This window comes from Methylobacterium oryzisoli, from assembly GCF_046557895.1.
Lineage (GTDB): Bacteria > Pseudomonadota > Alphaproteobacteria > Rhizobiales > Beijerinckiaceae > Methylobacterium > Methylobacterium oryzisoli.
This window is the reverse complement of the sequence record NZ_JBKIBX010000010.1, coordinates 137139-158061: the sequence shown is the minus strand read 5'-3', so window position 1 is coordinate 158061 and position 20923 is coordinate 137139. Positions and strand designations below refer to the sequence as shown.

Below are 20923 nucleotides of genomic sequence, written 5' to 3'. Positions count from 1 at the left end.
CCATGCCCGATGCGTCTTCTCCTCCTCGCCCTGCTGTTCGCCGCGGCGCTCGTGCCCTCGGGGGCGCACGCCCTGTCGCGGGTGAAGGACCTCGCGACGATCGAGGGGGTGCGCCCCAACCAGCTCGTCGGCTACGGCATCGTGGTGGGCCTCAACGGCACCGGCGACACGCTCAACAACGTGCCCTTCACCCGGCAATCCGTGCAGGCGATGCTGGAGCGGCTCGGCGTCAATACCCGCGGGGCGACGATGCGAACCGCCAACCTCGCGGCCGTGATGGTGACGGCGAGCCTGCCGCCCTTCGCCACGCAGGGCACCCGCATCGACGTCACCGTCTCGTCGCTCGGCGACGCCAAGTCGCTGCAGGGCGGCACGCTCCTCGTCACGCCGCTGCTCGGTGCGGACGGGGAGGTCTACGCGCTGGCGCAGGGCTCGCTCGCCATCGCGGGGTTCCAAGCCGAGGGCGACGCCGCCAAGATCACCCGCGGCGTGCCGACCAACGGGCGCATCGCCAACGGCGCCATGATCGAGCGCGAGGTGGAGTTCAAGCTCAACCAGCAGCGCAGCCTGCGCCTGTCGCTGCGCAACCCCGACCTCACCACCTCGAAGCGGATCGCCTCGGCGATCAACGATTTCATGGGCGCCGACACCGCCGAGCCCACCGATCCCTCGACCGTCACCCTGCAGGTGCCCGTCCGCTACCAGGGCAACATGATCCGGCTCCTCACCGAGGTCGAGCAGCTCAAGGTCGAGCCCGACCAGACCGCGCGGGTCATCATCGACGAGCGCTCCGGCATCATCGTGATGGGGCGCGACGTGCGCGTCTCCACCGTGGCGGTGGCGCAGGGCAACCTGACCGTCACCATCACCGAGCAGCCGCAGGTGAGCCAGCCCGAGCCCCTGTCGGGCGGCGAGACCGTGGTGGTGCCGCGCACCGCCGTGAAGGTCGATACCGGCGACCGCAACAAGCTCGCCCTGGTGCGTGAGGGGGTGAGCCTGCGCGAACTCGTCGACGGGCTCAACGCCCTCGGCGTCGGCCCGCGCGACCTGATCTCGATCCTGCAGGCCATCAAGGCCGCGGGCGCCCTCCAGGCCGACATCGAGGTGATGTGACGGCCCTCCCCGCCCCTTTTCCCGCACGGAGAACCAGCACGATGGTTGCCCTCGCCCCCTTCGCGGCCACCGCCGCGCTCGCCGCCGGCAAGGCGCTCGCCGGCACGGTCGGCGCGGCGCTCAGCCCCGCGGCCTCGTCCCAGACCAAGGTCAGGAAGACCGCCCAGGACTTCGAATCGATGTTCCTGGAGCACACCCTCAACACCCTGAACGGCGGGTCCGGCACCGAGGGGCCGCTCGGCGAGAACGGCACCGGCGGGGGCGTCTACCGCTCGATGCTCAACAAGGAATACGCGGGCAGTATCGTGAAGAGCGGCGGCGTCGGTATCGGCGACCAAGTGATGCGCGAGATGCTGCGGATGCAGGAGGCGGCCCGTGGCGCCGCGGCCTGAGCCCGTGCGGGTGGCCGACCGCGCCACCGCCGACCGCCTGATCGCCGACACCCTGGGGCAGATGCGCGACCTCGCCGGGATCCTCGACCGCGAGAGCGCCCATGTCCGCGCCGGGCGCCTGCGCGAGGGCTTGGCCGAGGAGGAGCGCAAGGCCGCCCTCTCGTCCGCCTACATGCAGGGGCTGGAGGCCGTGAAGGCCAACGCGGTGGCGCTGGCCCGCCTCAGCCCCGGCGGCATCGCCGACCTGCGGGAGGCCCACCGCCGCTTCGCCGCGGCGGTCGAGACCAACCAGATCGTGCTGGCGACGGCCCGCAGCGTCTCCGAGAGCCTGATGAAGTCGCTCTCGGCCGACCTCGCCCGCGCGGCGCAGCCGCAGGTCTATGGCGGCCAGCGGCCGGCGGCCTCGCCCTACGGCGCGGTCCGCGCGACGCCGCTCGTCCTCTCGCGCAGCCTCTGAGGCCGCGGGGCTAAGCAGGTTTCGCAAAAGTGGCCGCCGGTTTTGCGATAAAAACCTGCGGCCAAACAAGAAGCTAAGCGGACGAAGCGTTGGCCTGCCAACGCAAGTCTGCTTAGCGCTCGGTCGAGCCGCCGTGCAGGCGGATGAAGGTCCGCACCGGGCCGAGTTCGGTCGGGGTGCGGGCGTCGATCGACAGGCGCCCGGAGGCCCCCACCGGCGACGGGGCCTCGCGGCCGGGGCGGCGCGGCGCGGTGCCGGCCTCCGCCCGCACCCGCCCGCCGATGCGCAGGCAGGTCTGCGTGCCGCCGAGCGCGGCAAAGCCCGGCCCTTGAGCGGCGCAGGGCGCGGGGATGCGCGGCAGGTCGAGGTCGAGGGCGGCGGCCGGTCCCGCCAGCACGGCGAGCCATGCCCCGAGACACCGCGCTCCGATCGATCCGCCCGCCATCGCCCGCTCCCGCGCCATGCTGGTGGTGTAGCAGGGATCCGGGCGGGGCGCAGTCACGCGTCCGCCTGCGGCGCGCCGCCGGAGAGCGCCCAGGCCACCGCCGCCTCGGCGTGGATCGCAGTGGTGTCGAAGAGCGGCACGGCGCTGTCCTCGGGGCGCACCAGCAGCATGATCTCCGTGCAGCCCAGGATGACGACCTCGGCGCCGCGCGCCACCAGCCGGGCAATCACCGCCCGGTAGGCCTCGCGCGAGGCTGGCAGGACGCGCCCCTGCACCAGCTCCTCGTAGATCACCCGGTGGACGAGGGCGCGGTCCTCCGCGTCGGGCACCAGCACCTCCAGCCCGTGTCGGGCGGCCAAGCGGCCCTTGTAGAAATCCTGCTCCATCGTGAAGGCGGTGCCGAGGAGGCCGATCACCCGCCGGCCGCTCGCCCGGATGCGCGCGGCGGTGGGGTCGGCGATGTGCAGGAGCGGCAGGGCGACGGCGGCCTGAACCTCGTCGGCGAGGCGATGCATCGTGTTGGTGCAGATCACCAGGAGGTCGGCGCCGCCGCGCTCCAGGCGCCGCGCCGCCTCGATCATCGCCGCCGCGGCGAGGTCCCAGCGGTCCGCGTGCTGCAGGGCCTCGATCTCGGCGAAGTCGAAGGACCACATCAGGCAGCGCGCGGAATGGTACCCGCCCAGCCGGTCGCGCACCGCCTCGTTGACGAGGCGGTAGTACACGGCCGAGCTCTCCCAGCTCATGCCGCCGAGCAGGCCGATGATTCTGTGCGACACCGCGATCCCTCCCGTCCCGTCCGACGGCTCGTCCGATGAAGTGGAGGCCGGTTCGTGGCGGACAATGCAAGCCCGTCGGAGACCGTGCACGGCGTCCGTTCCACCAGCACGGTCGACGGCGTGGTGGCTGGGAGTCGCAGGCCTGTCGGAGGCCTTGAAGGGGCGTTCTGCGAGCCCCTTCGTAGACATCTCAGGATCAGACTGCGTGAGCAATATAGTCACACGCACCCCTTTCCCGGACGACTGAAACGAAGTGGAAGGAGATCCGGGATCTAGCAGAGGACATGCCGCGCAGCGGCTCTGCTTTTGCACCGTTGCAGACAGGCGGACGCTTCGCGACGTCTTGCGCCGGATCCCGGATCTCCTTCCGCTGACGCTTCAGTCGTCCGGGAAAGGGTGGAGGATCGGCGCGGACCTGTCCCACCGCACAACGGGGCCGTGTGCAACGGCTTTGTCCCGTGCTCCGCCCTGAAGGGATGCCGCGCGAGGAGAGCCGGCGCGCCCGCCCCGCGGCGTCAGAGATAGTTCACCAGCGACATCTTAGAGAGCATCGAGGTGGTCTGGTAGCTCGCCTGGAGCTGGGTCTGGAGGGTGAGGAGCTTGGCCGCCACCTCCTCCACGTTCGCGTCCTCGATCTCGCCGATCGCGTCCTGAAGCACCTCCCGGGTGGCGCCGTTGTGGCTCTTCTGGCTCTCGATCCGGCTCGCCGCGAGGCTCAGCTCGGTGCTGATCTCCTCGATGGATTGCCGGCCCTCCGGCGGCTTGACCAGGGTCTTGAGGCGATCCGCGAAGGCGCCGAAGCGGGCGTTGTCGCGATCGGAACTGGTGAAGGTGACGCTCGCCAGCACGGCGATGCCGGCGAGCGCGTCGCGCAGGGCCGGCTCGTTGGCCTGCACGCCGACCGCCACCGCCTCGCCCGACGAGACCTGGAGCGTGGCCGTGCGGCGGGCGTCGGGCGCGGTGTCGTCGCCCTTGTACCAGATCAGCGTGCGGCCGGACGGATCGGCCGCGTAGCCGGCGGCCTGGCCGGTGGCGTCGAGGACGACGCGCCGGGGGCTGAGGCCCGGCGAGCCCGATCCGGCGAAGAAGTCCGACGCCGCCCGCGCGGCGGAACTCGCCGCGAGATCCGTCTGCGCGGCGGTGTCGAGGGCGCCCGACAGGGCGGCCGAGAGGTTGGCCGTGGTCTCCGCCACGGTGGTCCCGAGCGCGAAGCTGCCGGTCGCGGCGGTGCCGGGAGCGGCGGCCGTGAGCGTCAGCGTGCGGCTCGTCCCGTCGCGCAGGCCGAGCGTGATGCGCACCGTGTCCCCGACCCGGGGCTGGTCGGCGACCGTGACCGCGACGCTCGCCGGCGTGCCGCCCGTGAGGGCGGCGGAGGCGCCGGGCGGCGTCGCGCTCTGGACGCCGACCGGGACGCGCCCGGCCAGCGCCGCTTCGAGGTTGTCCGCGCTCTCCGCCGCGCTCGCGCCGATCCGGAAGGTGCCGGTCGCGCCCGCCGCGGGTGCGGTGCGCGCCATGAGGTCGACGAAGCCCTGGCTGCCGTCGGGGTTCTGCACGGTCACGCGAACGAGGTCGCCGTCCCGGGGCTGGCTGGCGAAGGCCGCCGCGAAGGCCGGCGCGGTGCCGGGGACCGGCAACGCCGTCAGCGCGGCCGGGTTCGAACTCGCCGCCCCGGTGATCGTGAAGCCGAAATTCGTCCGCACGGACGGGTCCGCGCTCTCCGACAGGGTCACGACGTTCGCCGCGCGGGAGAGCGCGAGGCGGCCCGTCGCGGGGCTGGCGGTGCCGAGATCCGCCCGGCCGCGCTCGGCGATGACCGCCCCGACCCCGTCGCTGCCCGTCGCCGGATCGCCGTTCAGGATCCGGGTCACGGTCTCGACCGGCGGGCGGTCGGTCTCGCGCCCGCCGAAGATGTACTGGTCGGCCGCGCTCTGGTTGAGGGCGTCCAGCATCCCGCCGAGCCGCCCCGTCGCGATGTTCTGCAGGCTGGCGCGCGCGCTCGCTCCCGAGGAGGCGACGGTGTTGCCGATCTCGCTCCAGGTCTGCGAGGCGAGGCTCGCCGCCTGCTGGATGCTGGCGCTGGCGAGCTTGAGGCGCGTCGTGCCGGCCTCGATCGCCGCGTCGTAGCCGTCGAGCGCGCTGATCTGGGCGCGGGCGCTGAGGCTGGTGGCGCGGCCGGCGCCGAGGCCGCCATAGGTCTCGGAGACGCGGCCCGTGGCGAGCTGTGTCGAGAGGCCGTCGAGCTGGCCCTTGAGGCCGAGCAGGCGGCGGGTGTTGAGGTCGCTCGCGGCGGTGCCGGCCGCGTAGGGGGCGATGGTCATCGGCTCAGATCCGCATCAGGGTGTCGAGCATCTCCTTGGCCGCGGTCAGCACCCGGGCGTTGGCGCTGTAGGCGGATTGGAGCTGGATCAGCTTGGACATCTCTTCGTCGATGCTCACGCCGGACTGTTCGGCGAAGCGGCTCTGCGCGGTCGAGAGCGCGATCTGCTGGCCCTCGTCGAGCTGCTGGGCCTGGGCCGCCGCGGCGCCCTGCGCGTCGATGATCGCCTGCGCGAAGGACTGGACGCTGGCGCTGAAGGGCGCGCTGACGCCGCCGATCCCGCTTGCCGCCGAAAAAGTGCGCTTGGCGCCCGTGAGCGCGTCGTAGAGGAATTGCGGCCGCGTGGCGTCGCCGGACGGGGTGCCGTCCTGGTAGGTCACGAGGGCCGAGGTGTCGGCGCTGATCCGCGGATTCACCACCAGGCGCTGGGCGAGACCGGTGAGGTGCGAGCCGCCCTCGAACGAGCCGGTGTAGACGCCGTTGGCGAACCCTGAATCGACGAAGAGCGGCAGCTCCAGGCTGCCGCTGCGGGTGTCGGAGGGACTCGTCGGCACGGTGATCGACGCGGAGGCGCCCGTGAGCGTGACGCCGCCCGACAGGATGCGCACCGCGCCGGCACCGCCCGCGACCGCGCTCACCGTGAAGCCCGGCCCCAGCGCGGCGCCGATGCGGCCGGCGAAGCTGGCGGGACCGCCCGAGATGTCGAAGGTCACCACGAGGGCGGTCGGGTCGTCGGTGAGGGCCGGATCGATCGTCGCCGGGGCGTCGCCGGTGGTCGGCACCAGGAGGACGTTGCGCGGGCCCGAGGCGGTCTGCACGCCGAGCGTGACGGCGTTGCCGGCCTGGAGGCCGGTGAGGTCGATGTCGAAGCCGCTGCCGCCCGCGCCGCTCGCCGCGGTGCCGGCCACGCCGCGGTCGCTCAGCGCCCGGGCGAGCCCGGCCGCGAGGTCGTCGAGCTGGCGCTGGGCCTGGGCCAGGGTGTCGTCCCGCAGGCCGATGCCGGCGGCGATCGAGCCCGAGCGGATCGCCTGGTCGGCGATCAGGTCGATGCGGGTCCCGGCGGGCGTCGTCGCCGTCACGGTGCCGACGCCGCGCGCGGCCGGGTCGGTGGAGTAGATCGCCGCGGGGCCGAGCTGGCTGCGCGCGTCGAAGCTCAGCTGCGTGGCCGAGCCGTGATCCACCAGGGTGACGCCGGAACTCGTCAGCACCGACACCGAGCCGTCGCTCGCCGCATTCGTCTGCACGTCCATGTACTGGGCGAGCTGGGTGATGCGCTGGTCGCGCTGGTCGAGGAGCTCCGCGCCGGTCGCCGCGCTGCCGACGCTGCCCGTGGCGCCGACGATCTTCACGTTGAGGGCGGCGATCTCCTTGAGCAGGGTGTTGGCCGCCGAGACGTCGCTGGCGAGCTGGGCTTCGAGGCCGCCGCGCAGATCCTGCACGCCCTGCGCGATCCCGGCGATCCGGCTCGTCAGGCGCGAGGCGTCGCTGACGACGGCCGTGCGGTTGGTGGCCGCCGTCGGGTTGGCGGCGAGCGTCTGGAGCGAGCGGGTGAAGGCGTTGACCGCGCCGTCGAGCGAGGCCTCGCTGCCCGGCGTGCCGTAGAGAGCATCGATCTGTTTCGTGATGCCGGCGACGAGGTCGGTGTAGGCGGCGCCCGAGGTCTCCAGGCGCAGCTGCTTCTGCGCCGCCGCATCGAGCACCCGGTTGACCGTGCCGGTGGCGACCCCCGCATTGCCCGACTGGGTGACGGGCGTGAGGGTGCGCTTGACGTAGCCCGCCGTGCCCGCGTTGGCGATGTTCTGGGAGACGATGCCGACCTGGGCCTGCGTCACCTGCAGGCCCGCGGTCGCCGTGCTCAGCGCGTTGAAGGTCATCGCACCCGTCCTCGCCCCCGCCCGGCCGCATCATGGCGCGTCGGGGTTGCTTCTTCGTCTCGCTGATCGCGCGGATTGCGACCGATCCGGGACAGGTTCAGCGGATGATGTTGATGAGGTCGGACATCATCTGCTGGGCGGTCGACATCACCCGGGTGTTGGCCGAGTAGGCCTGCTGGGTGATGATGAGCTTCGAGAACTCGTTGGCCGTGTCGGTGTTCGATTGCTCGACGTTGCCGCCGACCACCGTGGTGCCGTTGAGGCCGGTCAGCGCCTCCCCGGATTCGAAGGTGCGGGCGTAGTTGCCGTAGGAATCGGGCTTGAGCGCATCGGGCGCGTTGAACCGCACGATGCCGATCTGCGCCAGCGCGAGGCTGTTGCCGTTCGAGTAGGTGCCGGTAAGCTTGCCGTCGCTCGTCACCGCGAGCGAGTTGAGGCTGCCCGCCGCGTAGCCGTTCTGCTGCAGCGTGTCGGTCTTCACCTGCCCGTTCGCGGCGCCGTACTGGGTCAGGCCGCCCGCGCCGAAGTTCAGGCTGACGGTGCCGAGATTGGTGCCGTCCACGGTCAGGTTCGGGATCGGCAGCGAGCCGCCGACGGGCGAGGTGAGCTGGCCGTTGCCGTTGAAGGTGAAGGCGGTGCCGGCGTTCCGCCAGGTCGAGGCGGCGGAGGTGTCGCCGTTCTGCGAGGCGTAGAACAGGTTCCAGGTGTCGGGCGTGCTGGCGGCCGTGTCGGCATCGGCGACCTTGGCCCAGCGCAGCTGCAGGTTCACGGGCGAGCCGGTGGACGAATAGGTGGTGAGCGAGCCGCCCGAGACGCTCGATCCGAGGAAGGTCGAGGTGTCGGCGCTGGCGACCGTCAGGGTGCCGGTCGCGGTGCCGCTCGTCACCCGCACGTCGCCCCCGGGCAGCGCCGCCAGCGTCGAGGCGCCGCTTGTCGAGGGCGTGCTCGGCAGGTTGGCCGCGTAGGAGATGGCCGTCGTCGCGCGGGCCGGCAACGTCTGGTTCGGGATCTGGATGACGCCCCCGCTCGTCGCCTGCCCGGTCGCCGGGTCGAGGCTCTGGCCCACGAGGTAGGAGCCGGCGCCGTTGACGAGGTAGCCGTCCTTGTCGACCGCGAAGTCGCCCCGGCGGGTGTAGAGGTCGCCGCCCGTGAAGCCGCGCTGGTTGGCCGCATCCGTCGTGGCGGTCCGCACCACGAAGAACCCGTCCCCGTTGAGCCCCATGTTGGTGGAGACGCCGGTCGCCGTCAGGTTGCCCTGGATGGTGTTGGTGAGCTGCGAGAAGGCACCCACCGACCCGCTGGTCTGCTTCTTGACCGGCTCGTCGGCGACGAGATCGACGAAGCTCGTGTCGATCCGCTTGTAGCCGGTGGTCTGGGAGTTGGCGATGTTGCCCGAGATGTTGTCGAGCGAGAACGCCTGAGCCCTGAGGCCGGTGACGGCGGTCTGCAGCGCGTTGAAGATGTCCATCGTGACGGTTCCGAAGCTCGAGCCGGAAGCCCTGCCGCAAGCCCGGTGCCACGCCTAAGTCGTTGATGGCATTGCGGCTCTGAGGCGGATGCGCGGCACGAACTGCCGGGCCGCCCGTGCGAGCCGGCAAAAGCTGCCGCCCTCCCGCGATGCGGCGGGATCGAGGCATGCCGTTTACGCGCTGTTGAGTGCGAGCCCGTATCAGGGGCGGTGGACCCGCGCCGGGAGGGGGCGATGCGCAACAAACGGAACAGCCTCATCCATCTGATCTATTTCTCGCGGGCGCTTCTCTCCGCCGACGCGACGGCCCGCGCGCGCGAACTCGCCGAGATCGCCCGCCAGGCGCAGAAGCGCAACGAGTTCTCGGTCATCACCAGCTTCATGATCGTGGAGCAGGGCTACTTCCTGCAGGTCCTGGAGGGCGAGCGCTCCTCGGTCCAGGACACCTTCGCGCGCATCGCCAACGACCGGCGCCACCGCGACGTCCAGATCGTGGAATGGCGCGAGATTGTGAAGCGCGAGTTCATGACCTCCTTCAACACGGCGCAGCGCACGCCCGCCAGCGAGGCGCTGTTCCAGAAGGCGAATCTGCAGCCGATGCTGCAGCGCGGCACCCCGAAGGCCGCGATCATCTACGGTCTCGCGCGGGCCCTGCAGGCCGACACGATGGCCAAGCAGGGTATCGATCATCTCTTCGTCTGACCTCGCGCGCATTCGCGGGCCGGCCTCACCTGTTAGATCCGCGCCGCGTAGCCATTCCTCAATGTTTTTGGTGTCGCATGACACTCACTCCGCTGCTCTCCCTCCGGGGCAGCGCCTCGAAACCCGGTCCGGTCGAGCTCCATGAACGACGTGCCTCCGATCCTCATCGTTGACGATCAGGTGAAGCTGCTTCGCCTCGTTACCGAACTGATGAACCGTCTCGGATTCCCGGAGGTGGACGGCGTGTCGGACGGGCCGCTGGCGCTGGAGCGGCTACGGGAGCGCAAGTACGGGCTCGTGATCGCCGATCTCGACATGGAGCCGATGGACGGCATCCAGCTCCTGCGCGAGATCCGGGCCGACGACGCGCTGATGAACACGCCCTTCATCCTCACCGAGACCTCGTTCAGCTTCGAGGACATCAACCTCGCGCACCTCGCGGGGGCCGACGCCTTCATCCTCAAGCCCTTCGACCTCGCCCTGCTCAAGACCAAGCTGAAGCAGGTGCTCAACGGCCGGCCGCGCAAGCGCGAGACGCCGGTCACGCCGGTATCGAGCCTCTCGGTCGACTTCCCGATGCTCGGCAAGCTCTGAGCGGCGGGGCGAGGCGCGCAGGCCGTGCTCGGGCGCAGCGCCCGGTCGCCCCCCGTACTCGGCGCACCCGCCGCGCCGCGGCGAGGAGCCATCCGGTCCTCGATCGTTCCGATTCGCGCAAGAGTGTCCGTCCGGATGCGGCCATTCCGGTCCGGGCCGCGGCGGACTACGTCTGGACGATCCGTGCGGCACGCGCGACCGGACCCGGATCACCGCCATGCACCGCTTCCTCGACACCCTGTTCACCCCCGCGGTCCGGGCGCAGCAGGAGCGCCTGGGCTCGCCTTTCGCGCGGATGCACGCCCACCCGGACGAGGTGCCGGCGGACGCCCATCTCGGCGTGCCCGAGGCCGAGTTCCTGGCCGCGCGGGACAGCTTCTATCTCGCGAGCGTGACCGAGACGGGCTGGCCTTACATCCAGCACCGCGGCGGGCCGCCCGGCTTCGTGCGGGTGCTCGATCCCGACACCCTCGCCTGGGCCGAGTTCGCCGGCAACCGCCAGTACATCTCCCTCGGCAACGTCTCGGCCGACGACCGGGTCTCGCTGTTCTTCATGGATTACGCGGCCCGCCACCGGCTCAAGCTGATCGGCCGACTGGCGATGCACGACGCGGCCGAGCGTCCCGACCTCGCCGCCGCGACGAATCCGGGGCTCTACCGCGGCCGCGTCGAGCGGGTGGCGCTCCTGCGCGTCGCCGGCTTCGATTGGAACTGCCCGCAGCACATCACACCGCGCTTCACCGCCGCGGAGATCGAGGCGGCGATGGAGCGGCGGCGTCGGGAGCTCACGCCGGAGTGAGAGGCCCCGGCCGCTACTGGGCGGGGGGGAAGAACTTCGGATCGAGGGCCGCGAGCGCGAGGAGCGGGGCGGGCATCACCACGCCGGCCGCGCGCATCTGCCGGGCGGCGGCGCGGCAGGCCTTCACGTCCCGGGTGGCCGCCGCGGCGTCCACCTGCTCGATCATCGCGGGCGTCGGCTTGCCCGCCGCGGGCGGGGCCGCGGCGCCCGAGGGGGCGGCGGCCTGGGCCTGCCCCTGGGGTCCCGGCGCGCCGGGACCGGTCTGGGCCACGGGGCCGCTGAGGCCCGATTTCTGCTGCGTCTCCCCTGCCCCGGCCGAGGGCAGCTGCGCCTGGCCGCCCTGCGGCGCCTGCACGGCGACCGCCTGCTGCGGGGGCGGCGCGGCGGGCTGCGGCGGCGCGGGCGGGCGCACGAAGGCGACGAGTTCCCGGCAGAGATCCGCCGGAATGCCGCGGGGAGCGGGCTCGCCCGGCTGCTGCGCCAGGGCGGCGGCCGGCAGAAGGAAGGCTGCCGCCGCGAGCGCGGCGCGCACCGATATGACCATGATCATCTCCCTGGCGGAGTCAACGGGGCTCACGAGCCGGCCGTGCCCTTGTGGCCGTCCGCCGCCTCCTTGACGTCGCCGGTCCAGCGCGGGCCGACGAGGTTGGTGCCGGGATGCGAGACCCGGGCGCCCGAGGTCGAGAAGGCCTCGTAGGCGTATTGCTGGTTCGCGCTGAGGAGGTACGACGCGCCCACAGCGAGCGCCACGGCCACCACGACGGCCACCGCGAAGGCTTTCATCTCACACCCTCCTGCCGGACGACCGGCCCTGCCTCATTCCGCCGGCACCTGACCGCGGCCGAGCTGCGGCCCGCTCGCGGTCTTGGCCAGCTGCTCCTTCACCCACAGGTCGTGGTGCACCTTCGCCCAGGCCAGATCGACCTCGCCGCTGCCCATGGCGTCGTAGGCCCCCTCCATGCCGAGGCTGCCGATGTAGATGTGGGCGAGGATCGCCGCGATGAACACCACGCCGATCAGGGCATGCACGCCCTGCACGATCTGCATCCCGTTGATGTCGGTCGCCGCGAAGGGAAACAGCATCATCAGCCCGGTGGCGCCCATGGCGAAGCCGAAGCCGATCACCATCCAGAACACCACCTTCTGGCCGGCGTTGAAGCGCTCCGCGTGCGGGTGCTCGTCGCCGAGGAAGCCGCCGCCCTGGCGGATCCACTGCACGTCGATGCGGTTGGGGATGTTGTCGCGGACCCACACCACCAGCATGAACACCACGCCGAGCATGAACGGCCAGGCGAGATAGACGTGGGCGTACTTGGCCCATTGCGACAGGGCCGCGAAGGCGTCGGGCCCGATCAGCGGCATCAGCAGCCGCTTGCCGAAGATGTAGTTGAGGCCCGAGAGCCCGAGCACGATGAAGCAGGTCGCGGTCATCCAGTGGGTGAACCGCTCGAAGCCGTTGAAGCGCAGGAGCTTGCGCCCGGATTCCTCGGCGTGATCCAGGCGGATGCGCCCGCGCGTGAAGTAGAACAGCGCGAGCGCCGCGATCATGCCGAGGATCGCGAGCCCGCCGATCCAGGGCAGCCACGATTCGCGGAAGGCGCGCCATTCGCGGCCCTGCGGCTGGATCAGGTTGGCCGCCTTGGCGTCCGGAATCGAGACGCGTCCGCCGATGGTGGGCGCTTGGCGAAACAGCAGATCCTCGTTCACCGAGGAGGCGGTGGGGTTGGGCGCGCCGTCCGGCGCGTTCACCGCGTGGGCCGGCTGGGTCAGGCCGACGGACGCCCAGACGAGGGCGGCCATCGCGAGGGTCCCGAGATGCGACGGCTGGCGCATGGCGCGTTCCTTATCAGACATCGTCAGATCGCGATGGTCTCGCGGTAGGCCGTCTTCCAGCCCCAGGCGCCCGAGCCGTAGCCGCGCTTGATCACCCGCTCCTTGTAGATCTGGGCGATCATCTCGCCGTCCCCGGCGAGCAGGGCCTTGGTCGAGCACATCTCGGCGCAGAGCGGCAGCTTGCCCTCGGCCAGGCGGTTCGAGCCGTACTTCTCGTACTCGATGGTCGAGAGATCGGCCTCGGGCCCGCCCGAGCAGTAGGTGCACTTGTCCATCTTGCCGCGCGAGCCGAAATTGCCGACCCGCGGGTATTGCGGGGCGCCGAACGGGCAGGCGTAGAAGCAGTAGCCGCAGCCGATGCACAGGTCCTTGGAGTGCAGCACCACGGCGTCCGCCGTGGTGTAGAAGCAGTTCACCGGGCACACGGCCGCGCAGGGCGCGTCCGTGCAGTGCATGCAGGCCATCGACACCGAGCGCTCGCCCGGCTTGCCGTCGTTGAGGGTGATGACGCGGCGCCGGTTGATGCCCCACGGCACCTCGTGCTCGTTCTTGCAGGCGGTGACGCAGGCGTTGCACTCGATGCAGCGGTCGGCGTCGCAGAGGAACTTCATTCGAGCCATGGCGAAGGCTTTCTTCCCTTAGGCCGCACGGATCTGGCAGAGGGTGACCTTGGTCTCCTGCATGCCCGTGACGGGATCGAAGCCGTAGGTCGTGACGGTGTTGACGCTCTCGCCGAGCACCACCGGGTCGGTGCCCTTCGGGTAGTAGGCCCGCATGTCCTGACCCTGGTACCAGCCGGAGAAGTGGAACGGCATCCAGGCGACGCCCTTCGCCACGCGCTCGGTGACCAGCGCCTTCACCTTGGTCTTGGCGCTGTTCTCCGGCCCCAGCACCCAGACGAACTGCCCGTCCTTGATGCCGCGCTCGGCCGCGTCCTGGGTGTTGATCTCCACGAACATGTCCTGCTGGAGCTCGGCCAGCCACGGGTTCGAGCGCGTCTCCTCGCCGCCGCCCTCGTATTCCACGAGACGGCCGGACGAGAGGATGATCGGGAAGTCCTTGGCGATGCCCTTGTCGACCACCGCCTTCTGCACCGAGAAGCCGAGGTTCGGCATGCGCAGCTGGCGCTCGTCGGGCCGCGTCGGGTACTTGGCGATCAGGTCGGTGCGCGGCGAGTAGATCGGCTCGCGATGCACCGGCACCGGGTCGGGCAGGTTCCAGGCATTCGCCCGCGCCTTGCCGTTCCCGAACGGGCTCACCCCGTGCTCCAGGCAGACCCGCTGGATGCCGCCCGAGAGGTCGGTGGCCCAGCTCACGGCGTCGACGGTGTTGCCGCCGATGCGGGTGATGACCGCCATCTCCTCGGCGGTCAGGTCCTTGTCCCAGCCGAGCTTCTTGAACACCCCCATGGTGAATTCGGGGTAGCCGTCCGTCAGGTCGGAGCCGAGCGAGAAGGAATCCTCGGCCAGCAGCGTCTGGCCGTTGCGCTCGGTGCCGAACCGCGCCCGGAAGGTGCCGCCGCCGTCCTTCACGTGCAGGTTGGTGTTGTAGAGGAGGTGGCTGCCGGGATGGCGGATCTCCGGCTTGCCCCAGCAGGGCCAGGGCAGACCGTAATAGTCGCCGCCCACCTCCGGGTCGTCCTTGGGCGCGCGCAGCGTCACGAGGTCGAACTTGTGCTGGTTCTTCATGTGCGCCTTGAGCCGCTCGGGGCTCTGGCCGCAATAGCCCGTCGACCAGCCGCCGCGGTTGATCTCCCGCAGCAGGTCCTCGGCCTCCGGGACGCCGTCCTTCAGCTTGGTGTTCTTGAACATCCGGTCGGCGAAGCCGAGCTTGGCGGCGAGCCGGTAAATCACCTCGTAGTCGGTCTTCGACTCGAAGGCCGGCTTCACGATCTCCTCGCCCCACTGGAGCGAGCGGTTCGAGGCGGTGCGCGAGCCGTCCATCTCCAGCGAGGTGCAGATCGGCAGCAGGTAGGTGTTGTCGCGCCGCGCATCCATCGCCGCGAAGGTGGTCGGGTGCGGATCCGCCACCACCAGCAGGTCGAGGGCGTTCATGCCCTTCACCGCCTCGGGCAGGCGCGTGACGGTGTTGCCGCCGTGGCCGAACACCATCATGGCCTTGATGATCGAGCGCTGGTCGATCTGGTCGGCCGGCAGGGTGACGGCGTCGAACCAGCGGGTGGAGGTGAGACCGGGGGTCTCCATGTTCTCCTTGCGCGAGCGCGCCTTGCGCCCGCCCACCGACGGCACCTCATCGAAGCGCGACTGCAGCCACTCGTACTCGACCTCCCAGACCCGCGCCCAGTGCTTCCAGCCGCCCTCGACGAGCCCGTAGTAGAGCGGCAGCGACGTCACATCGAGGCCGAGGTCGGTGGCGCCCTGCACGTTGGTGTGGCCGCGGAAGATGTTGGCGCCCGTGCCCGGCTTGCCGACGTTGCCGGTGGCCAGGCACAGGATGCACAGCGCCCGCACGTTGGCGGTGCCCACCGTGTGCTGGGTCACGCCCATGCACCAGATCAGGGTGGCGGGTTTTTCCTTGGCGAAGAGCTCGGCCACGCGCCGGAGCTGCGCGCCCGGCACGCCCGAGACGCGCTCCACCTCGTCGGGCGTCCACTTGGCGACCTCCTTGCGGACGTCCTCCATCGCGTAGACGCGGCTCTTGATGAACTCGCGATCCTCCCAGCCATTCTCGAAGATGTGCCAGAGGATGCCCCAGATCACCGGGATATCAGTGCCCGAGCGCAGGCGCACGTACTCGGTGGCGTGGGCGGCCGTACGGGTGAAGCGCGGATCGATGACGATCAGATTGGCGCGGTTGATCTCCTTGCCCGACAGCACGTGCTGCATCGAGATCGGATGCGCCTCGGCGGGGTTGCCGCCGAGGATGATCATCGTCTTGGCGTTGCGGATGTCGTTGTAGGAATTGGTCTGGGCGCCGTAGCCCCAGGTGTTGGCGACGCCCGCCACCGTGGTGGAATGGCAGATGCGGGCCTGATGGTCGACGTTGTTGGTGCCCCAGAAGGCGCCGAGCTTGCGAAAAAGGTAGGCCGCCTCGTTGGTGAACTTGGCCGAGCCGAGCCAGTAGACCGAGTCGGCGCCGTTCTTCTCGCGGATGACCTTCAGCTTCTCGCCGATCTCGTCGATCGCCTGGTCCCAGGAGATTCGCTGCCATTCCCCGTTGACGAGCTTCATCGGGTACTTGAGGCGCCGCTCGCCGTGCACCAGCTCGCGGATGGCCGCGCCCTTGGCGCAGTGGGTGCCGCGGTTGATCGGGCTCGCCCAGGACGGTTCCTGGCCGACCCAGACGCCGTTGACGACCTCGGCCGTCACCGTGCAGCCCACCGAGCAGTGGGTGCAGATGTTCTTGCGGATCACCGTCTCGGGGCCGATCGCGGAGGAACCCGCGGCCCGCGCCTCGCGCACCGCGCCGAGCCGCAGCGAGCCCGCCGCAGCGAGCCCGCCCGCCACGAGGCCGGATCGCCGCAGGAAGCTGCGCCGGTCGAGGGTCTGGGGCAGGCCGGCCACGACCGCCTGATGCTTCGCGCGGCTCGCCTCGCCGCTCTTGCGCTTGGTCAGCATGGCGATCTCACTTCTTCAGCGTCTCGTAGCCGTTGGTGCGGTAAAAGGCCTTCACGTGGTCGCTCTCGCGATAGCGGGCCTTGGTCTCGGCCGAGCCCGGGTCGTAGGCCTGGGCCTCGGTGGTGGAGAGCGGCGACACGAGGACCCCTGCCGCCGCGACGGTGCCCCCGCCGAGCGCGCGAAAGAATTGCCGCCGACCGACTTGGTCCTTCCTGTCCTGTGGCATCCTCGCTCTCCTGGATCCTTGCATCATGCCTCTCGCCGCGCCCTCAGGCGTCCATCGCGAAGGCTTCGGTCTCGATCCTCACGAAGGTGCGCCCGAGGGCGCCCACCGCGCGGTAGAAGGGTGTCGCGGCGGACGCCTCGACGTCGGAAAACAGCCGGCCCGCCCAGGGCTTGAGGTGCCGGTCGAAGAAGTGCCGCTCGCCGCCTTCCGGCGCCGGGAAGCGGCCGGCTGCGAGCCCCGCCATCACGTCGAACAGGATCGCGATGTGATCCTCCGGCTCGCTCAAGCCCGGGTCGCGCTCGATGCCGAGGGCCATCAGGTCCTCCCGCACCCGCGCCAGCGGACGCTCGTTGAGGAAGCCGGTCAGGTAGTAGGAGGCGTAGGGCAGGATCTTGCCGCGGCCGACCCCGATGAAGAGGTCGAAATAGTCGCGGTCGACCGCGTGCAGGCCGGCCCCGGCGGCGGCGAGCGCGAGCGCCGCATGGGCGCGGCCGAGCGGGCTGTCGCCCCCCTCCAGGCCGCGCAACGCCGCGATGAGATCCAAGCTCGGCGGCCGGCCGAGCACCGCTGCGAGAAGGTCGTACTGGCGCGCGCGCAGCACGTCGATCTCGTCGACCATCGGCGTCTCGTCAGCCACCAACTCGCTCACACCCAGGGCTCGGTCATCACACGCGTACCCGACCGCACGCATTTCCACCCTCGCATCGCGGTCGCATCGCCGCGTTAGCACCGTCCACCTTATACGGAAGTCCACCCCCCGCAATGCTACTTTTTAACGTGTCAAATCGGAATCGCGCCGCCATGACGTCGTTGCCGCAGGGGGTTAGCGCCCGGCTGCGGCGTTTCCGCCGGCTCGGGCCGCCGAACCTCGCCGATCTCGGAAGTGTTCCGCAGCGGCAGGACTGTCGGCTCGGGCAGAACGACGCTGCCGGGGGCGTCTGCCCGCGCTGATTGCACCTGGGAATCCGGAAGTTCGTCTGGTTCTTTTTTGGTCTGGTCGGGATTATCTCGCTCGCTATGCCGTGGGGCTTCGGGCCCCGGCTCGCCGAGGATGCGCGCGACCATCTCCTCGACCCGCTCGCCCGACAGGAGCGGTCCGCTGCCGGGTACGTCGCCCGGAACGTTCCAGTCCCAGGCGTATTCGCGGGCCTCGCTGACGAAGTCCCGGATCGCCGGATCGAGCGACCACATCCGCCGCAACGCCGCGTTGCGCAGAACCGCGGGAACGCCCTCGCGCAGGAACTGCGTCAGGTCGGTCTCGGCCGTCAGCGCGTCGAGGGCGGGCAGCCGCGCCAAGTCCTCGGCGGACAGGTCCTCGGCGGGCAACTCCGTGGTGGCCGCCGCCTCGGGCGCGGCCGTGGTCTCGGGCCGGGAGACCGTCGGGGCCGGCTCGGGCCGGGCCGCCTCGCGCTTGCGCCGCGACCAGCGCGCCAGGAAGTCGCCGCCGCTCATCGGCTCTCGTCCCGCCGGGCGCGCCGGGCCAGGGCCTCGGGATCGGCCCGGTCGCGCTTGCGCTTCTCGAACGGACGCTCGACGTGGTGGGCGGCGTAGTAGGCGCCGAGCCACGCCTGCATCTCGGGCGGCATCGCCACCGCCTCCACGATCTCGCCGATGCCCTCGGCCAGCGCCTCGCCTTCGTAGGGGTCGGCCGTGACGGCGGCGATCTCGTAAGCCTCGGGCCCCACCTCGCGCAGGGCGACCCAGAGCGAGGGCTGGGCCGAGGCGAGGTTGTCGCCGTAATGCGAGGTCTCGGCCGGGTGCAGCTCCACCGTGTGGGAGCCCGCGTAGTAGGTCTCCTCGTCCTCGCCCACCGTCAGCCGGGTCCAGGGCGCCGTGCCGGGGATGCCCGGCAGCGCCGCGACCGGCAGCCACGCATGGCTCGCCCACGGCCCCTTGAGCCGGCGCTTGGCGACGACGATGCCGATCTCGAACTGCCGCGCGATCATGCGGCGTCTCCCTGGAGCGGCAGCCCGGCGACGAGGTTCTGCGGCTTCAGCGTCACGCGCCGGTCGGGCGTCATCGCCAGGAGCAGGTAGACCGGATGCGTGCCCACCCGCGGATCGACGCCGTCGGCTTGGGCGAAGGTGAGCGTGAACAGCGCCAGCACCCGGGCGCGCGCGTCCTCGTCCACCGCCTCGCCCCGCCAAAGGGCGTTGCCGATCCGCGTCGCCTCCGCGTCGAGGCCCACGAACCAGCGCCAGTCCCGGTCCTCGATCCCGGCGCGGGGCGTCACCTGCACCTCGCGGTGCAGGAGATGGCGCACGAACGCCTCGATCACCCGCGCCAGGCCCTCGCGGCTGCGCGGATCGGAGCCGAGGTTGAGCGCCATCGTGAAGGCGTCGGACCGGCTCCAGTAGGTCCAGGCGTTGTCCGCCGTCAGCACGTCGAGGTCGCTGACCGGCTCGCGGCCGAGCATCGCCACCAGGGGCGAGGGCTGCGCCAGCCCCTCGGCCATCGCGATAATCTCGGCATCCGCGAGCAGCAGCGTGCCCTCCCCCGTCGAGGCGATCTGGGGCCGGAAGAAGAGTTCGCCCGCCCGCAGCACGAACGGGTCCTCGCAGCCGTCCAGCGCGTTGCGCAGGATCAGGTGGACGAGCTGGTTGAGGAACAGCGCCGGGGTGCCGCCCGTTCCGCGCCGCACGATGTCAAGATAGGCCGCCTCGATCGACCGCGCCGCCAGCAGCCGGTCGCGGAAGGCGAGCACCACCTCCCAGTTCTCGCGCGCATCCGCGTCCGCGATGGCAGCGATCTCGGCGGCGGCGACGGCCCGGCGCGGCGCGGCCATCAGCCCGGCATGCAGCGCGCGCTCGGCCGCGCAGGCCTCGGGCGGCGGCACGAGTTCGGCGCGCGCCAGGTAGGCGAGCAGCAGCTCGTCGGTGACGGCGAGCCCGCCGCCCTCGGTGCGCCGGGCGAGATGGTGGCCGCTGGAGACCCAGAATTCCGTCACGTCGATCGGCTCCCCATCAGCCCCACGAGGTCGACGTGCTCCTCGGGCTCGTCGCTCTCGAAGAAGTCGAAGGCGCGGGCGTAGGCGTGCTGCCGGTCGGCGCCGGGCACCGCCCCCTCGCGCGGGCGCAGCAGCCGGAACTGCTCGCGGATCTCACCCTCCTCCAGGCTGCGGTGGAGCGCCAGCACGGTGTTGACCGGCGGCTGGCACAGGGAGGCGGCGACCGCGATCTCTTCCCGCGCCGCCGCCCGGGCGTCGTCCAGACTCGGGGCGCCGAGGCGGCTTTGGATCTGCACGGCCAGCGCCTCGACGGCGGCGTCGCGCTCCGCCTCGCTCGCCTCGCTCACCACCACCAGGGTCGAGAAGCCGAAGGAGGCGATGCCGAGGAAGCCTGAGCGGAAGGCGACCCGCTCCTTGGGGGTGAGTTTTTTCGGATCGGCGTCGAAGAACAGGAAGGAGCCGGTCACCGCCCACTCGCCGGGCTCGGCGGCCCGCGCGAAGACCAGGGTGTCGGAGGCGTCGAGGCGCAGGGTCCGGGGCAGCTTCAGGCCGGTCACAGGCGGGGCGCTCCCGTCGCGGGATCGAGCCACGCCGGTGCGGCCAGCGCCTCCCGCAGCGACAGGCGGCTCAGGCCGCGCGCCGAGGTGACGAGCGCGTCGCCGGTCTCGTCGAGGGCGGCCCGAGCCTCCGGCAGCGGCGTCAGGTAGGCGAGGTAGCGCGTGCCCGCGGCCTGGAAGCCGTCCTCCTCCAGCACGGACAACCCCTTCATCAGGTACTGGGCGAAGCTCTCGGCGAGGGCGGGGCCGATCCCGGGGGGAAACGCCTCCTCTTCCAGCGAGGTCGAGCCGGGCGTGTGGCCCGGATCGCCCGCGTGGCGCTTCGCGGCGATCAGCATCGCCGAGAAGACCAGCCAGTCCGGAACCGCCTCCTCGGGGCAGCCCTCCGGCGGGGCGAGGCGCCCGCCGCCGAGGCGCGCCCCGTCGAAGCGCAGCGTGTCGGCCCAGTCGAGGCCGAGCGGCTTGTCGGGCGGCGCGTGGCTGCCGAGCGCGTCGGCGAGCGCGCCCATGCCGATCAGGAAGGCGCGCCGGGCCTGGGCCAGCGGCTCGGCGGGGGCGAGCACCACCGCGACCGCGATCAGCGCCTCGCTCGCCGCGTAGACCAGCGTGCCGGCCGCGTCCTCGGCGCGAGCGCGCCGGCAGGCCTCGGCGTGGACGGCCGTGGGCTCGGCCACGGTGACCAGCGTGAAGGGCGGGGGGAGAAGGAGGGAGGGCTCGGCCGCGGGGGCGGCGCTGATCGGGGTCATGGTGTTTCGGGCCTGCGCCCACATGTCGGTTCGCTGCTTTTGAACAATTCCTATATACGGGGCCGGAATGCCCGCAATGGGGCATTTGCTCCCGCCGCC

At 71.3% G+C, this 20923-nt stretch carries 23 protein-coding genes; 6 read left to right on the top strand and 17 right to left on the bottom strand.

What is annotated here, in order from left to right:
* The first annotated feature begins 9 nt into the window (after positions 1–9).
* The 3 genes from ACKUB9_RS12535 to ACKUB9_RS12525 are packed head-to-tail and all read left to right on the top strand — an operon-like array spanning position 10 to position 1962.
* Positions 10–1113, top strand: coding sequence for a flagellar basal body P-ring protein FlgI (locus tag ACKUB9_RS12535; protein ID WP_407522365.1), 1104 nt, complete (start codon positions 10–12; stop codon positions 1111–1113).
* A 41-nt stretch (positions 1114–1154) separates the two neighbouring features.
* Positions 1155–1505, top strand: a complete 351-nt coding sequence (locus ACKUB9_RS12530; RefSeq protein ID WP_407522363.1) for a rod-binding protein — start codon at positions 1155–1157, stop codon at positions 1503–1505.
* Positions 1489–1962 carry a hypothetical protein gene (locus tag ACKUB9_RS12525; protein ID WP_407522361.1) on the top strand — a complete coding sequence of 158 codons (474 nt, stop codon included), beginning with the start codon at positions 1489–1491 and terminating at the stop codon, positions 1960–1962. Before ACKUB9_RS12530 ends, ACKUB9_RS12525 begins: the two co-directional genes overlap by 17 nt.
* 112 nt (positions 1963–2074) lie before the next feature.
* On the opposite strand, the gene ACKUB9_RS12520 is transcribed toward ACKUB9_RS12525, so the two are convergent.
* The 5 genes from ACKUB9_RS12520 to ACKUB9_RS12500 all read right to left on the bottom strand — a co-directional run bounded on the left by ACKUB9_RS12520 (position 2075) and on the right by ACKUB9_RS12500 (position 8842).
* Complete coding sequence (locus ACKUB9_RS12520; RefSeq protein ID WP_407522359.1) at positions 2075–2464, bottom strand: porin; 390 nt, start codon at positions 2462–2464, stop codon at positions 2075–2077.
* Positions 2461–3183 carry an aspartate/glutamate racemase family protein gene (locus ACKUB9_RS12515; protein WP_407522357.1) on the bottom strand — a complete coding sequence of 241 codons (723 nt, stop codon included), beginning with the start codon at positions 3181–3183 and terminating at the stop codon, positions 2461–2463. The genes ACKUB9_RS12520 and ACKUB9_RS12515 overlap by 4 nt, the downstream gene beginning before the upstream one ends.
* Positions 3184–3698: 515 nt before the next feature.
* Positions 3699–5501, bottom strand: a complete 1803-nt coding sequence (locus tag ACKUB9_RS12510) for a flagellin (protein ID WP_407522355.1) — start codon at positions 5499–5501, stop codon at positions 3699–3701.
* A gap of 4 nt (positions 5502–5505) precedes the next feature.
* The gene (flgK, locus tag ACKUB9_RS12505) at positions 5506–7374 is read right to left on the bottom strand and encodes a flagellar hook-associated protein FlgK (RefSeq protein WP_407522353.1); all 1869 of its coding nucleotides are present in this window, start codon (positions 7372–7374) and stop codon (positions 5506–5508) included.
* A 97-nt stretch (positions 7375–7471) separates the two neighbouring features.
* Positions 7472–8842 (bottom strand): flagellar hook protein FlgE, encoded by a 1371-nt coding sequence (locus ACKUB9_RS12500; RefSeq protein ID WP_407522351.1) that lies wholly within the window; start codon positions 8840–8842, stop codon positions 7472–7474.
* A gap of 234 nt (positions 8843–9076) precedes the next feature.
* Between ACKUB9_RS12500 and ACKUB9_RS12495 the strand changes: the two genes are divergently transcribed.
* From ACKUB9_RS12495 to ACKUB9_RS12485, 3 genes are all read left to right on the top strand, one after another.
* The gene (locus ACKUB9_RS12495) at positions 9077–9544 is read left to right on the top strand and encodes a BLUF domain-containing protein (RefSeq protein WP_407522349.1); all 468 of its coding nucleotides are present in this window, start codon (positions 9077–9079) and stop codon (positions 9542–9544) included.
* A 141-nt stretch (positions 9545–9685) separates the two neighbouring features.
* Entirely contained in the window at positions 9686–10138 is a 453-nt protein-coding gene (locus ACKUB9_RS12490; protein ID WP_407522347.1) for a response regulator, read from the top strand.
* Between the two features lie 217 nt (positions 10139–10355).
* Positions 10356–10937 carry a pyridoxamine 5'-phosphate oxidase family protein gene (locus tag ACKUB9_RS12485; protein WP_407522345.1) on the top strand — a complete coding sequence of 194 codons (582 nt, stop codon included), beginning with the start codon at positions 10356–10358 and terminating at the stop codon, positions 10935–10937.
* Between the two features lie 13 nt (positions 10938–10950).
* Here ACKUB9_RS12485 and ACKUB9_RS12480 read toward each other — a convergent pair whose 3' ends face one another.
* The 12 genes from ACKUB9_RS12480 to ACKUB9_RS12425 all read right to left on the bottom strand — a co-directional run bounded on the left by ACKUB9_RS12480 (position 10951) and on the right by ACKUB9_RS12425 (position 20824).
* Positions 10951–11481 (bottom strand): hypothetical protein, encoded by a 531-nt coding sequence (locus ACKUB9_RS12480; protein WP_407522343.1) that lies wholly within the window; start codon positions 11479–11481, stop codon positions 10951–10953.
* A 29-nt stretch (positions 11482–11510) separates the two neighbouring features.
* Positions 11511–11720, bottom strand: coding sequence for a hypothetical protein (locus ACKUB9_RS12475; protein ID WP_407522341.1), 210 nt, complete (start codon positions 11718–11720; stop codon positions 11511–11513).
* Positions 11721–11753: 33 nt separating this feature from the next.
* Positions 11754–12770 carry a formate dehydrogenase subunit gamma gene (locus tag ACKUB9_RS12470; RefSeq protein ID WP_407522340.1) on the bottom strand — a complete coding sequence of 339 codons (1017 nt, stop codon included), beginning with the start codon at positions 12768–12770 and terminating at the stop codon, positions 11754–11756.
* Between the two features lie 23 nt (positions 12771–12793).
* Positions 12794–13390 (bottom strand): formate dehydrogenase FDH3 subunit beta, encoded by a 597-nt coding sequence (gene fdh3B, locus ACKUB9_RS12465; protein ID WP_238235168.1) that lies wholly within the window; start codon positions 13388–13390, stop codon positions 12794–12796.
* An 18-nt stretch (positions 13391–13408) separates the two neighbouring features.
* Complete coding sequence (locus ACKUB9_RS12460; RefSeq protein WP_407522337.1) at positions 13409–16348, bottom strand: formate dehydrogenase subunit alpha; 2940 nt, start codon at positions 16346–16348, stop codon at positions 13409–13411.
* Positions 16349–16355: 7 nt separating this feature from the next.
* Entirely contained in the window at positions 16356–16574 is a 219-nt protein-coding gene (locus ACKUB9_RS12455) for a formate dehydrogenase (RefSeq protein ID WP_407522335.1), read from the bottom strand.
* A 43-nt stretch (positions 16575–16617) separates the two neighbouring features.
* Positions 16618–17193 carry a TorD/DmsD family molecular chaperone gene (locus tag ACKUB9_RS12450; protein ID WP_407522445.1) on the bottom strand — a complete coding sequence of 192 codons (576 nt, stop codon included), beginning with the start codon at positions 17191–17193 and terminating at the stop codon, positions 16618–16620.
* Positions 17194–17354: 161 nt separating this feature from the next.
* A complete protein-coding gene (locus ACKUB9_RS12445; RefSeq protein WP_407522333.1) occupies positions 17355–18026 on the bottom strand; it encodes a DUF3306 domain-containing protein in 672 nt (223 codons plus the stop codon).
* A complete protein-coding gene (locus tag ACKUB9_RS12440; RefSeq protein ID WP_407522331.1) occupies positions 18023–18520 on the bottom strand; it encodes a DUF3305 domain-containing protein in 498 nt (165 codons plus the stop codon). The genes ACKUB9_RS12445 and ACKUB9_RS12440 overlap by 4 nt, the downstream gene beginning before the upstream one ends.
* Positions 18517–19521, bottom strand: coding sequence for a DUF6352 family protein (locus tag ACKUB9_RS12435; RefSeq protein WP_407522329.1), 1005 nt, complete (start codon positions 19519–19521; stop codon positions 18517–18519). The genes ACKUB9_RS12440 and ACKUB9_RS12435 overlap by 4 nt, the downstream gene beginning before the upstream one ends.
* Positions 19518–20078 (bottom strand): DUF6505 family protein, encoded by a 561-nt coding sequence (locus ACKUB9_RS12430; RefSeq protein ID WP_407522327.1) that lies wholly within the window; start codon positions 20076–20078, stop codon positions 19518–19520. Before ACKUB9_RS12430 ends, ACKUB9_RS12435 begins: the two co-directional genes overlap by 4 nt.
* Complete coding sequence (locus ACKUB9_RS12425) at positions 20075–20824, bottom strand: biotin/lipoate--protein ligase family protein (protein WP_407522325.1); 750 nt, start codon at positions 20822–20824, stop codon at positions 20075–20077. Before ACKUB9_RS12425 ends, ACKUB9_RS12430 begins: the two co-directional genes overlap by 4 nt.
* Positions 20825–20923: the final 99 nt, after the last annotated feature.